Here is a 14,804-nt window from a genome sequence, read left to right on the forward strand (position 1 = left end):
GGCGATCGGCTCGTGCTTGGCCCGCTCCACTTCCTGGAGCCGCTTGTTGGCCTTCTGGGCGTCGGCCAGGGCCCGCTTCAGGTAGTCCCTGAGCTTCTGGTCGTTGGACATCGTTGCCTCTCGGATCACGTGCGGGTGGTTGCGGTGCGGGCGCTCAGTCGGAGTTGCCGTCGATCAGGGCGAAGAGCTCCTCGTCGGTGGCGCTGTCCAGGTCCAGGTCGAACTCGTCCTCGGCGGAAGGGTCCTGGCCCCAGCGGTCGACCAGCGCCCGCAGCCGGGCCAGCACCTGGTCGCGGTCCTGGTCGGCCGGGCCGTCCAGCAGCCGCTCCAGCGCGGCCACCGACTCCAGCGCTCCGAGCTCCACCGCCCTGTCCCCTACCGGCAGTTCGGCCAGCAGGTGGGCGGCCAGCGCGGCCGGGTTCGGGTGGTCGAAGACCAGGGTGGCGGGCAGCTCCAGGCCCGTCCCGGCGCCGATCCGGTTGCGCAGTTCGACGGCGGTCAGCGAACTCAGGCCCAGGTCCCGGAAGGCCCGGTCGGCGCCGACCTCCCCGGTGTCGGGGTGGCCGAGCACGGCCGCCGCCTCCCGGCGGACCAGGTCCAGCAGCAGCGCCTCGCGGGCCGACGGGTCGTCGAGGACCGCGAGCCGGGCCACCCACGGGGCGGTCTCGCCCACCTCGGCGGCCTGGACGGCCGGGGCCGTCACGGTGGAGTTGGTGACGGTGGCGTCCAGCCAGTACCGCTGACGCTGGAAGGCGTAGCCGGGCAGCGCCACCCGGCGCGGACGGGCTCCGGCCAGCACGGCCGGCCAGTCCACCGCCGCGCCGCGCACCCAGAGTTCGGCGGCCGAGAGCAGGAAGCGGTCCAGGCCGCCGTGGTCCCGGCGAAGGGTTCCGGTGACGACCGAACCCCGTCCGGCCCCGGCGGACTCCAGGGTCTCCTGGAGCGGGACGGTGAGCACGGGGTGCGGGCTCACCTCGACGAAGACCGTGTGGCCCTCGGCGGCCAGCGCTCGGGCCGCCTCCTCGAAGCGGACGGTCTCGCGCAGGTTGGTCACCCAGTACTCGGCGTCCAGCGCCGCGGTGTCCTGCCAGTCACCGGTGACGGTGGAGAGCAGCGGCACCTCGCCGGTGCGCGGTCGGACCGGGGCGAGCAGCTCCAGCAGCTCCTCCCGCAGGCCGTCCACCTGGGCGGAGTGCGAGGCGTAGTCCACCGGGATCAGCCGGGCCCGGACCTCCTCCGCCCGGTAGCCCTCGACCAGTTCGGCCAGCGCCTGCGGCTCGCCGGAGACCACGGTGGCGGAGGGGCCGTTGACCACGGCGACCGAGAGCCGGCCGCCCCAGGCGGCGATCCGCTCGGTGACCTCGGCGGCGGGCAGCGCCACCGAGGCCATTCCGCCCCGGCCCGAGAGGGCCAGGATGGCCCGGCTGCGCAGGGCCACCACCCGGGCGCCGTCGGCCAGGCTCAGGCCGCCGGCCACCACGGCGGCGGCGATCTCGCCCTGGCTGTGGCCGACCACCGCGTCCGGGCGGACGCCGTGGGCCTGCCAGAGCTCGGCCAGCGAGACCATCACGGCCCACAGCACCGGCTGCACCACGTCCACCCGGTCCAGGCCGGGCGCGCCCGGCTCGCCGCGCAGCACGTCCAGCAGCGACCAGTCGGTGTGCGGGGCGAGGGCCGCCGCGCACTCCGCGATCCGGGCCGCGAAGGCCGGTGCGGTGTCCAGGAGTCCGACCGCCATGCCGGCCCACTGGGAGCCCTGGCCGGGGAAGACGAAGACGGTCCGGCCGTCCACGTCGGCCCGGCCGGTGACCAGCGCGGGCGAGGGGTCGCCGGCGGCGAGCAGCTTCAGCCCGGCCGGGTCGCCGACCACCACGGCCCGCTCCTCCAGCGCGCCCCGGGTGGTGACCAGGGCGTGCGCCACGTCGACCGGCTCGGCGCCCTCCAGCGCCTCGGCCACCCGCCCGGCCTGCTCGCGCAGGGCCTGCGGGGTGCGGGCCGAGACCACGAAGGGCAGCACCGGCGGGGTGGCGCCGCGCTCGGGAGCGGGCGCCTCCTGCGGGGCCTGCTCGATGATCACGTGGGCGTTGGTGCCGGAGACCCCGAAGGAGGAGATCCCGGCCCGGCGCGGGCGGTCCACCCCGGGCCAGTCCTGACGCTCGGTCAGCAGCTCGACCGCACCGGCCGACCAGTCCACGTACGGGGACGGCTCGTCCACGTGCAGGGTCTGCGGCAGCACGCCGTGGCGGATGGCCTGCACCATCTTGATCACCCCGGCCGCGCCGGCGGCGGCCTGGGTGTGGCCGATGTTGGACTTCAACGAGCCGAGCAGCAGCGGCTGTTCGCGGTCCTGGCCGTAGGTGGCGAGCAGCGCCTGGGCCTCGATCGGGTCACCCAGGCGGGTGCCGGTGCCGTGGCCCTCGACGGCGTCCACCTCGTGCGCGGCAAGGCCCGCCTGGGCCAGCGCCTGCCGGATGACGCGCTGCTGGGAGGGACCGCTCGGCGCGGTCAGGCCGTTGGAGGCGCCGTCCTGGTTGACGGCGCTGCCGCGCAGCACCGCCAGCACCTGGTGACCGTTGCGCCGCGCGTCGGAGAGCCGCTCGACCAGCAGCAGGCCGACGCCCTCGCCCCAGCCGGTGCCGTCCGCCGCCCCCGCGTAGGCCTTGCAGCGGCCGTCCTCGGAGAGCGCCCGCTGACGGGAGAACTCCACGAAGGTGGTCGGGGTGGACATCACCGCGACGCCACCGGCCAGGGCCAGGTCGCACTCCCCGGCCCGCAGCGACTGCGCGGCCAGGTGCAGGGCGACCAGCGAGGAGGAGCAGGCGGTGTCCACCGTGACGGCCGGGCCCTCGAAACCGAAGGTGTAGGAGATCCGGCCCGAGGCGACACTGCCCGCGCTGCCGTTGCCGAGCCAGCCCTCCAGCTCCGCCGGGACCTCACGGACCCGGGGCGCGTAGTCGTGGTACATCATCCCGGCGAAGACGCCGGTCCGGCTGCCGCGCAGGGTGGCCGGGTCGATGCCGGCGCTCTCCAGCGCCTCCCACCCGGTCTCCAGCAGCAGGCGCTGCTGGGGGTCGGTGGCCAGTGCCTCGCGCGGGGAGATGCCGAAGAACGCGGCGTCGAACTCGGCGGCCCGGTCGAGGAATCCGCCGTGCCGGGTGTACGAGGTGCCGGGCCGCTCCGGGTCCGGGTCGTAGAGGTTCTCCAGGTCCCAGCCGCGGTCGGTCGGGAACTCCCCGACGGCGTCCCGGCCTTCGGCCACCAGCTGCCAGAGCTCGTCCGGCGTGGTCACCCCGCCGGGCAGGCGGCAGGCCATGCCGACGATGGCGATCGGGTCGTCGGCGGGCAGCGGCGCCGGGGACGCCGTACGGACCGCCGGGGCCTTCGCCGCGCCCAGCAGCTCGGTGAGCAGGTGCTCGGCGAGGGCGGCCGGGTTGGGGTGGTCGAAGACCAGGGTGGCGGAGAGGCGCAGACCGGTGGCCGCGCCGATCCGGTTGCGCAGCTCCACGGCGGTCAGCGAGTCCAGCCCGAGGCTGGTGAACGGCCGCTGCGCGCCGACCGAGCCGGCGTCCGTGCCGAGCACGGCGCCCACCTCGGTGCGGACCAGGCGCAGCACCGTGGCGAGGCGCTCGGCCCGGTCCGGCAGCGCGGCCAGCCGCTCCGTGAGCGGGGCCTCCCCCGCCGCCGCACCACCGCTGCCCGCCGCCCGGCGGACCGGGCGGACCAGGCCGCGCAGCAGCGCGGGCACCGGACGGCCGCGCAGGGCGGCCAGGTCGAGCGGGGCGGGGACCAGCACCGGACGGTCCGTCAGCAGGCCGGCCGCGTCGAAGAGCGCGGCGCCCTCGGCCGAGCCGATCGGGCGGATCCCGAGCCGGGCCAGGCGGGCGTGGTCGGTGGCGCTCAGGTGGCCGGTGATGCCACTGGCCTCGGCCCACTGGCCCCAGGCCAGCGACTGGGCCGGCAGGCCGATCGAGCGCCGGTGGGCGGCCAGCGCGTCCAGGTAGGTGTTGGCGGCGGAGTAGCTGGCCTGCCCCGGCGAACCGAGGACGGCGGCGACCGAGGAGTAGAGCACGAAGGCGGCCAGCTCGTGACCCCTGGTCAGCTCGTGCAGATGGCGGGCGCCGTCGGCCTTCGGGGCCCACACCGCCTCCAGTCGGGACGGCGTCAGCGAACCGAAGACACCGTCGTCCACCACACCGGCCGTGTGCACCACGGCGGTGAGCGGGTGCTCGGCCGGTACCGCGGCGATCGCGGCGGCCAGCGCCTCGCGGTCCGCCGCGTCGGCGGCCACGATGGTCACCCGTGCGCCCAATCCGGCCAGCTCCTCGCGGAGTTCGGCCGCACCGGGGGCAGCATCGCCGCTGCGGGAAAGCAGAAGCAGGTGCTTCACGCCGCGCCCGGCGACCAGGTGACGGGCCAGCAGCCCGCCCAGCACGCCGGTTCCACCGGTGATCAGCACCGTGCCCTCCGGGTCCCAGGGCCGCGCCTCGCCGTGCTCCGGCACGGTCACCCGGGCCAGCCTCGGCACGTGCACCCGGCCGTCGCGCAGGGCGAGTTGGGGCTCGCCGGAGGCCAGCACCGCCGGCAGCAGCCCGGCGACGTCACCGTCCACCAGGACGATCCGCTCCGGGTGCTCGGACTGCGCGGAGCGCAGCAGCCCCCAGACCGGGGCCACCACCGGGTCCGGTGCCTCGCCGGCGACGGAGACGGCACCGCTGGTCAGGACGACCAGCCGGGCCCCCGCGTTCGCCTCGTCCGCCAGCCACTCCTGCGTGGCGGTCAGCACCTCGGCGAGCACGCCCTCCCGGGCCTCGGCCCGCAGGACGGTGTGGCCGGGAAGCCCGTCCGCCTCCTCCGTCTCGGACAGCGCGAGCTCGGGCCACTCGACCGCGAACAGCGCGTCCCGGTCGACCGCCGGGGCGGTGCCCAGTGCGCCGTCCTGCACCGGCCGGGTGACCAGGGAGGCGAGCGAGATCACCGGGCGGCCCTCGGCGTCGGTGGCCTCGATGGCGTAGTCGTCCGCGCCGCTGACGGTGAGCCGGACCCGGATCCGGGCGGCGCCCGCCGCGTGCAGCGAGACCCCCCGGTAGGCGAACGGCAGGCGCCGCACCCCGGCCTCGCTGCCGTGCAGGGCCGGGAGTTGGGCCGCCGCGTCCAGCAGGGCCGGGTGGATGCCGAAGCGGGAGGCGTCCGGGACGAGCTGCTCGGGGAGGGCGGCCTCGGCGTACAGGGTGTCACCGTCGCGCCAGACCGTCTCCAGGCCGCGGAAGGCGGGTCCGTACTCCAGGCCGACCCCGGCCAGCAGCTCGTACGCCTCGGTGACCGGGATCTCCTCGGCGCCATGCGGCGGCCAGACGAAGGGCTCGGCAGCGGCCGTGCGCTCGGAGAGCAGACCGGAGGCGTGCCGGGTCCACTCCCCCGCCACGCCCGCCCGGGAGTGGACGGCGACCGGACGCGTCCCGTCCTCGGCCGACTCGCCGACGGTGACCTGGAGTTGGAGGGCGCCCTCGGCCGGGAGCAGCAGCGGCGACTCGACCACCAGCTCCTCCAGGGTGGCCGCGCCGACCTCGTCACCGGCCCGGACGGCGAGTTCGACCAGGGCCGCACCGGGCGCCAGGACGGTGCCGAGCGCCACGTGGTCGGCCAGCCAGGGGTGGGTGCGCAGCGAGAGGCTGCCGGTCAGCACCACGCCCGAGGAGCCGGCCGGGGTCAGGGCCGCGCCGAGCAGCGGGTGCTCGACCGCACCGAGGCCCAGGCCGCCGGCGTCGGCGGTCCGACGGGCGGGCTCCAGCCAGTAACGGCGGCGCTGGAACGGGTAGGTGGGCAGGTCGAGCTGCGGGCGGCGGGCGCCGCCGAACAGCGCGGCCCAGTCCACCGGGTGGCCCTGGACGTGGATCCGGGCCAGCGCGGTGACGGCGGTCCCGGCCTCGTCGCGGTCGCGGCGCAGCGCGGCTGCCGTGACGGGCTCGTCCAGGATGGTGCCGACCAGGCCGCTGAGCGTGCCGTCCGGGCCGAGCTCGACGAAGGTGCTGACGCCCTCGGCCGCCAACTCCCCGATGACGTCGGCGAAGCGGACCGCCTCGCGGACCTGGCGGACCCAGTACTGCGGGTCGGTGAGCTCGGCGGCGGTGGCGATCCGGCCGGTCAGGTTGGAGACCACCGGGATCTGCGGGGCGCTGTAGCCGAGGTGGGCGGCCACCCGGCCGAAGTCGGCGAGCATGCCGTCCAGGTGGGCGGAGTGGAAGGCGTGACTGACCTTCAGCTGCTTGGTCCGGCGGTCGGCGAAGCGCTCGCGGACGGCGGCCACGGCCTCGGCGTCGCCGGAGACCACCACCGAACGCGGGCCGTTGACGGCCGCGATCTCCGCACCGGGGACCAGGACCTCTCGTACCTCCTCCTCGGTCGCCTCGACCGCCACCATCGCACCACCACCGGGCAGTTCCTGCATCAACCGGGCCCGGGCCGCCACCAGCGAGGCCGCATCGGCCAGCGAGAACACCCCCGCCACGTGGGCCGCGGCCAGCTCACCGATCGAGTGCCCGGCCAGTAGGTCCGGCCGCACGCCCCAGGACTCGAAGAGCCGGAACAGCGCGACCTCCACCGCGAACAACGCCGGCTGCGTCCACCCCGTCTCGTCCAGACCCTCACCACTCGCGATCACCTCGCCCAGCGGCAGGCCGAGCGCCTCGGCCACCGCGTCGAAGGCCTGCGCGTAGACCGGGAAGGCGGCGTACAACTCCCGCCCCATGCCCACCCGCTGGCTGCCCTGCCCGGAGAACAGGAACGCCAGACCACCGGACCCGGCGGTCCCGCGCACCACACCCGGGCCGTCCAGCGCCCGCAGCGCCTCGACGCCGCCGAGCACCACCGCGCGCTCCTCCAGCGCGGCCCGCGCGGTCGCGAGCGACTGGGCGACCGCCGACGGGTCGGCCGTCGAGGCTAGGTCGGCGACCTGGTCGGCCTGGGCCACCAAGGCCTCCGGCGTCCGCGCGGAGAGCACGAAGGGCAGCACGGCCGGGGCCTCGGTGGCCACGACCACCGCGGCCTCCTCCGGCGCCTGCTCGATGATCACGTGCGCGTTGGTGCCGGAGACCCCGAAGGCGGAGACGCCGACCCGGCGCGGGCGGTCCAGCGCGGGCCAGGGCTGGTCCTCCGTCAGCACCCGCACCGTGCCCGCCGACCAGTCGACGTGCGGGGAGGGCTCGTCCACGTGCAGGGTGCGCGGCAGCACGCCGTTGCGGATCGCCAGCACCGACTTGATCACGCCCGCGACACCCGCCGCGGCCTGGCTGTGGCCGATGTTGGACTTCACCGAGCCGAGCCAGAGCGGGCGTTCGGCGTCGCGCTCCTGCCCGTAGGTGGCGATCAGGGCCTGCGCCTCGATCGGGTCGCCCAGCGTGGTGCCGGTGCCGTGTGCCTCCACCGCGTCCACCTCGTGGGCGGCGAGGCCCGCCTGGGCCAGCGCCTGGCGGATGACGCGCTGCTGGGAGGGACCGCTCGGCGCGGTCAGGCCGTTGGAGGCGCCGTCCTGGTTGACGGCGCTGCCGCGCAGCACCGCCAGCACCTGGTGCCCGTTGCGCCGCGCGTCGGAGAGCCGCTCCACCAGCAGCAGGCCCACGCCCTCGGCCCAGCCGGTGCCGTCGGCGGCCGCCGCGAAGGCCTTGCAGCGGCCGTCGGGCGACATGGCCCGCTGGCGGGAGAACTCCACGAAGGTGGTCGGGGTGGTCATCAGCAGCACGCCGCCCGCCACCGCCAGGTCCGACTCCCCGGCGCGCAGTGACTGCGCGCCGGGGAGTCGGACCTGGCGGTGGCGGGCGGCGTGCTGCTGATGACCACCCCGACCACCTTCGTGGAGTTCTCCCGCCAGCGGGCCATGTCGCCCGACGGCCGCTGCAAGGCCTTCGCGGCGGCCGCCGACGGCACCGGCTGGGCCGAGGGCGTGGGCCTGCTGCTGGTGGAGCGGCTCTCCGACGCGCGGCGCAACGGGCACCAGGTGCTGGCGGTGCTGCGCGGCAGCGCCGTCAACCAGGACGGCGCCTCCAACGGCCTGACCGCGCCGAGCGGTCCCTCCCAGCAGCGCGTCATCCGCCAGGCGCTGGCCCAGGCGGGCCTCGCCGCCCACGAGGTGGACGCGGTGGAGGCACACGGCACCGGCACCACGCTGGGCGACCCGATCGAGGCGCAGGCCCTGATCGCCACCTACGGGCAGGAGCGCGACGCCGAACGCCCGCTCTGGCTCGGCTCGGTGAAGTCCAACATCGGCCACAGCCAGGCCGCGGCGGGTGTCGCGGGCGTGATCAAGTCGGTGCTGGCGATCCGCAACGGCGTGCTGCCGCGCACCCTGCACGTGGACGAGCCCTCCCCGCACGTCGACTGGTCGGCGGGCACGGTGCGGGTGCTGACGGAGGACCAGCCCTGGCCCGCGCTGGACCGCCCGCGCCGGGTCGGCGTCTCCGCCTTCGGGGTCTCCGGCACCAACGCGCACGTGATCATCGAGCAGGCGCCGGAGGAGGCCGCGGTGGTCGTGGCCACCGAGGCCCCGGCCGTGCTGCCCTTCGTGCTCTCCGCGCGGACGCCGGAGGCCTTGGTGGCCCAGGCCGACCAGGTCGCCGACCTAGCCTCGACGGCCGACCCGTCGGCGGTCGCCCAGTCGCTCGCGACCGCGCGGGCCGCGCTGGAGGAGCGCGCGGTGGTGCTCGGCGGCGTCGAGGCGCTGCGGGCGCTGGACGGCCCGGGTGTGGTGCGCGGGACCGCCGGGTCCGGTGGTCTGGCGTTCCTGTTCTCCGGGCAGGGCAGCCAGCGGTGTGGGCATGGGGCGGGAGTTGTACGCCGCCTTCCCGGTCTACGCGCAGGCCTTCGACGCGGTGGCCGAGGCGCTCGGCCTGCCGCTGGGCGAGGTGATCGCGAGTGGTGAGGGTCTGGACGAGACGGGGTGGGACGCAGCCGCGTTGTTCGCGGTGGAGGTCGCGCTGTTCCGGCTCTTCGAGTCCTGGGGCGTGCGGCCGGACCTACTGGCCGGGCACTCGATCGGTGAGCTGGCCGCGGCCCACGTGGCGGGGGGTGTTCTCGCTGGCCGATGCGGCCTCGCTGGTGGCGGCCCGGGCCCGGTTGATGCAGGAACTGCCCGGTGGTGGTGCGATGGTGGCGGTCGAGGCGACCGAGGAGGAGGTACGAGAGGTCCTGGTCCCCGGTGCGGAGATCGCGGCCGTCACGGCCCGCGTTCGGTGGTGGTCTCCGGCGACGCCGAGGCCGTGGCCGCCGTCCGCGAGCGCTTCGCCGACCGCCGGACCAAGCAGCTGAAGGTCAGTCACGCCTTCCACTCCGCCCACCTGGACGGCCATGCTCGCCGACTTCGGCCGGGTGGCCGCCCACCTCGGCTACAGCGCCCCGCAGATCCCGGTGGTCTCCAACCTGACCGGCCGGATCGCCACCGCCGCCGAGCTCACCGACCCGCAGTACTGGGTCCGCCAGGTCCGCGAGGCGGTCCGCTTCGCCGACGTCATCGGGGAGTTGGCGGCCGAGGGCGTCAGCACCTTCGTCGAGCTCGGCCCGGACGGCACGCTCAGCGGCCTGGTCGGCACCATCCTGGACGAGCCCGTCACGGCAGCCGCGCTGCGCCGCGACCGCGACGAGGCCGGGACCGCCGTCACCGCGCTGGCCCGGATCCACGTCCAGGGCCACCCGGTGGACTGGGCCGCGCTGTTCGGCGGCGCCCGCCGCCCGCAGCTCGACCTGCCCACCTACCCGTTCCAGCGCCGCCGTTACTGGCTGGAGCCCGCCCGTCGGACCGCCGACGCCGGCGGCCTGGGCCTCGGTGCGGTCGAGCACCCGCTGCTCGGCGCGGCCCTGACCCCGGCCGGCTCCTCGGGCGTGGTGCTGACCGGCAGCCTCTCGCTGCGCACCCACCCCTGGCTGGCCGACCACGTGGCGCTCGGCACCGTCCTGGCGCCCGGTGCGGCCCTGGTCGAACTCGCCGTCCGGGCCGGTGACGAGGTCGGCGCGGCCACCCTGGAGGAGCTGGTGGTCGAGTCGCCGCTGCTGCTCCGGCCGAGGGCGCCCTCCAAACTCCAGGTCACCGTCGGCGAGTCGGCCGAGGACGGGACGCGTCCGGTCGCCGTCCACTCCCGGGCGGGCGTGGCGGGGGGAGTGGACCCGGCACGCCTCCGGTCTGCTCTCCGAGCGCACGGCCGCTGCCGAGCCCTTCGTCTGGCCGCCGCATGGCGCCGAGGAGATCCCGGTCACCGAGGCGTACGAGCTGCTGGCCGGGGTCGGCCTGGAGTACGGACCCGCCTTCCGCGGCCTGGAGACGGTCTGGCGCGACGGTGACACCCTGTACGCCGAGGCCGCCCTCCCCGAGCAGCTCGTCCCGGACGCCTCCCGCTTCGGCATCCACCCGGCCCTGCTGGACGCGGCGGCCCAACTCCCGGCCCTGCACGGCAGCGAGGCCGGGGTGCGGCGCCTGCCGTTCGCCTACCGGGGGGTCTCGCTGCACGCGGCGGGCGCCGCCCGGATCCGGGTCCGGCTCACCGTCAGCGGCGCGGACGACTACGCCATCGAGGCCACCGACGCCGAGGGCCCGCCCGGTGATCTCGCTCGCCTCCCTGGTCACCCGGCCGGTGCAGGACGGCGCACTGGGCACCGCCCCGGCGGTCGACCGGGACGCGCTGTTCGCGGTCGAGTGGCCCGAGCTCGCGCTGTCCGAGACGGAGGAGGCGGACGGGCTTCCCGGCCACACCGTCCTGCGGGCCGAGGCCCGGGAGGGCGTGCTCGCCGAGGTGCTGACCGCCACGCAGGAGTGGCTGGCGGACGAGGCGAACGCGGGGGCCCGGCTGGTCGTCCTGACCAGCGGTGCCGTCTCCGTCGCCGGCGAGGCACCGGACCCGGTGGTGGCCCCGGTCTGGGGGGCTGCTGCGCTCCGCGCAGTCCGAGCACCCGGAGCGGATCGTCATGGTGGACGGTGACGTCGCCGGGCTGCTGCCGGCGGTGCTGGCCTCCGGCGAGCCCCAACTCGCCCTGCGCGACGGCCGGGTGCACGTGCCGAGGCTGGCCCGGGTGACCGTGCCGGAGCACGGCGAGGCGCGGCCCTGGGACCCGGAGGGCACGGTGCTGATCACCGGTGGAACCGGCGTGCTGGGCGGGCTGCTGGCCCGTCACCTGGTCGCCGGGCGCGGCGTGAAGCACCTGCTTCTGCTTTCCCGCAGCGGCGATGCTGCCCCCGGTGCGGCCGAACTCCGCGAGGAGCTGGCCGGATTGGGCGCACGGGTGACCATCGTGGCCGCCGACGCGGCGGACCGCGAGGCGCTGGCCGCCGCGATCGCCGCGGTACCGGCCGAGCACCCGCTCACCGCCGTGGTGCACACGGCCGGTGTGGTGGACGACGGTGTCTTCGGTTCGCTGACGCCGTCCCGACTGGAGGCGGTGTGGGCCCCGAAGGCCGACGGCGCCCGCCATCTGCACGAGCTGACCAGGGGTCACGAGCTGGCCGCCTTCGTGCTCTACTCCTCGGTCGCCGCCGTCCTCGGTTCGCCGGGGCAGGCCAGCTACTCCGCCGCCAACACCTACCTGGACGCGCTGGCCGCCCACCGGCGCTCGATCGGCCTGCCGGCCCCAGTCGCTGGCCTGGGGCCAGTGGGCCGAGGCCAGTGGCATCACCGGCCACCTGAGCGCCACGACCACGCCCCGCCTGGCCCGGCTCGGGATCCGCCCGATCGGCTCGGCCGAGGGCGCCGCGCTCTTCGACGCGGCCGGCCTGCTGACGGACCGTCCGGTGCTGGTCCCCGCCCCGCTCGACCTGGCCGCCCTGCGCGGCCGTCCGGTGGCCCGCGCTGCTGCGCGGCCTGGTCCGCCCGGTCCGCCGGGCGGCGGGCAGCGGTGGTGCGGCGGCGGGGGAGGCCCCGCTCACGGAGCGGCTGGCCGCGCTGCCGGACCGGGCCGAGCGCCTCGCCACGGTGCTGCGCCTGGTCCGCACCGAGGTGGGCGCCGTGCTCGGCACGGACGCCGGCTCGGTCGGCGCGCAGCGGCCGTTCACCAGCCTCGGGCTGGACTCGCTGACCGCCGTGGAGCTGCGCAACCGGATCGGCGCGGCCACCGGTCTGCGCCTCTCCGCCACCCTGGTCTTCGACCACCCCAACCCGGCCGCCCTCGCCGAGCACCTGCTCACCGAGCTGCTGGGCGCGGCGAAGGCCCCGGCGGTCCGTACGGCGTCCCCGGCGCCGCTGCCCGCCGACGACCCGATCGCCATCGTCGGCATGGCCTGCCGCCTGCCCGGCGGGGTGACCACGCCGGACGAGCTCTGGCAGCTGGTGGCCGAAGGCCGGGACGCCGTCGGGGAGTTCCCGACCGACCGCGGCTGGGACCTGGAGAACCTCTACGACCCGGACCCGGAGCGGCCCGGCACCTCGTACACCCGGCACGGCGGATTCCTCGACCGGGCCGCGAGTTCGACGCCGCGTTCTTCGGCATCTCCCCGCGCGAGGCACTGGCCACCGACCCCCAGCAGCGCCTGCTGCTGGAGACCGGGTGGGAGGCGCTGGAGAGCGCCGGCATCGACCCGGCCACCCTGCGCGGCAGCCGGACCGGCGTCTTCGCCGGGATGATGTACCACGACTACGCGCCCCGGGTCCGTGAGGTCCCGGCGGAGCTGGAGGGCTGGCTCGGCAACGGCAGCGCGGGCAGTGTCGCCTCGGGCCGGATCTCCTACACCTTCGGTTTCGAGGGCCCGGCCGTCACGGTGGACACCGCCTGCTCCTCCTCGCTGGTCGCCCTGCACCTGGCCGCGCAGTCGCTGCGGGCCGGGGAGTGCGACCTGGCCCTGGCCGGTGGCGTCGCGGTGATGTCCACCCCGACCACCTTCGTGGAGTTCTCCCGTCAGCGGGCGCTCTCCGAGGACGGCCGCTGCAAGGCCTACGCGGGGGCGGCGGACGGCACCGGCTGGGGCGAGGGCGTCGGCCTGCTGCTGGTCGAGCGGCTCTCCGACGCGCGGGCGCAACGGTCACCAGGTGCTGGCGGTGCTGCGCGGCAGCGCCGTCAACCAGGACGGCGCTCCAACGGCCTGACCGCGCCGAGCGGTCCCTCCCAGCAGCGCGTCATCCGGCAGGCGCTGGCCCAGGCGGCCTTGCCGCGCACGAGGTGGACGCCGTCGAGGGCCACGGCACCGGCACCCGCCTGGGTGACCCGATCGAGGCCCAGGCGCTGCTCGCCACCTACGGCCAGGACCGCGAACAGCCGCTGCTGCTCGGCTCGTTGAAGTCCAACATCGGCCACACCCAGGCCGCCGCCGGCGCGGCCGGGGTGATCAAGATGGTGCAGGCCATCCGCCACGGCGTGCTGCCGCAGACCCTGCACGTGGACGAGCCGTCCCCGTACGTGGACTGGTCGGCCGGTGCGGTCGAGCTGCTGACCGAGCGTCAGGACTGGCCCGGGGTGGACCGCCCGCGCCGGGCCGGGATCTCCTCCTTCGGGGTCTCCGGCACCAACGCCCACGTGATCATCGAGCAGGCCCCGCAGGAGGCGCCCGCTCCCGAGCGCGGCGCCACCCCGCCGGTGCTGCCCTTCGTGGTCTCGGCCCGCACCCCGCAGGCCCTGCGCGAGCAGGCCGGGCGGGTGGCCGAGGCGCTGGAGGGCGCCGAGCCGGTCGACGTGGCGCACGCCCTGGTCACCACCCGGGGGGCGCGTTGGAGGAGCGGGCCGTGGTGGTCGGCGGACCCGGACGGGCTGAAGCTGCTCGCCCCCGGCGCACCCCTCGCCCGCGCTGGCCACGGCAGGGACGACGTGGACGGGACGGGACCGTCTTGTCTTCCCCGCAGGGATCCAGTGGGCCGGCATGGCGGTTCGGAACCCTCCTGGGACACGCAACGGGCCTTCGCTGGCCCGGATTCGCGGAGTGCGCGGGGCCCTCGCCCCGCACACCGATGGTCGCGCCTGTGAGAGTGTTGCGCCCCGGCGAGAGGGCCGCGGCACGGCCTGGACCGGCGTGGGGACGCTGGTCGCAAGCCGGTGCTGGGGCCGTGATGGTCTCGCTGGCCCGAGCTTGGCAGGCCCACGGCCGTTCCGCCCCGAACGCGGTGGGTGGTCGGCCACAGCCAGGGGCGAGGAGATCGCCGCCGCCGTGGCGGCCGGCGGCTGAGCCGGGCTGGCCGACGGCGCACGTGCGGGTGGTGGCCCCTGCGCAGCAGGGGGGCCATCCTGGCCCTCTCGGCCGGGGCGGAATGGCCTCGGTGTGTGCCCCCCCCCCCGCTAGCCCGCCGCCACGAGGTCACGAGCGGTTCGCGCATGGGCGGCCGGCTCTCGGTCGCAGTGGTCAACGGCCCCCCTCCGCCACCGTGGTCTCCGGCGAGCCGCAGGCGCTGGCGAACTGGTCGAGGGCTAGGGCGGAGGCTAGGCCGGGCCCGCTGATCCCGGTGGATAAGCCGCATCTCCGCCAGCGTGGACGGCCTGCGGGAGGAGCTGTGGAGCTGGTCTCCCGGTCGACCGCGCACCGGCCGAGGTGCAGTCTGCTCTCCTCATTCAGCACCTGGGTGACTGTGCAGTGAATTCATCTCCGCAGGCGACCTGGACGCCGAATTAACTGGGTGAACCAAACTGACGAGAGACCCGTCCGCTTCGAGGAGAGACCAACACCCCCCGGCCCGAGCGCTGGCGCCGAGGCCACACTGTCTTCGTCGAGGTGAGCACGCACACTTGCTCACCGTCCGCTCAGAGACCTGAGTCCGCCGGGCCGGACGGGGTTCGTCCCCGTCCAACGGAAACATTGCCGGAACCACGGCCAGCCTGGACACGCTTCCTGCTCTCGGCAGCCAAACTCTGGT

The 14,804-nt window shown here is 76.0% G+C and carries 1 protein-coding gene and 2 pseudogenes; 1 reads left to right on the forward strand and 2 read right to left on the reverse strand.

Annotated elements, in window-relative coordinates:
- Positions 1-111 (reverse strand): polyketide synthase docking domain-containing protein (locus ABD946_RS43240; RefSeq protein ID WP_425558809.1); only part of this gene is annotated, 111 nt, incomplete at its 3' end.
- Positions 112-154: 43 nt separating this feature from the next.
- A pseudogene (locus ABD946_RS39665) lies at positions 155-7,780 on the reverse strand (SDR family NAD(P)-dependent oxidoreductase); the annotation flags it as partial.
- Here ABD946_RS39665 and ABD946_RS39670 point away from each other — a divergent pair.
- Positions 7,778-14,528, forward strand: a pseudogene (locus ABD946_RS39670) (type I polyketide synthase); the annotation flags it as partial. The pseudogenes ABD946_RS39665 and ABD946_RS39670 overlap by 3 nt on opposite strands.
- Positions 14,529-14,804: the final 276 nt, after the last annotated feature.

It is taken from the genome of Kitasatospora albolonga (genome assembly GCF_039535905.1).
Taxonomy (GTDB): domain Bacteria; phylum Actinomycetota; class Actinomycetes; order Streptomycetales; family Streptomycetaceae; genus Kitasatospora; species Kitasatospora albolonga.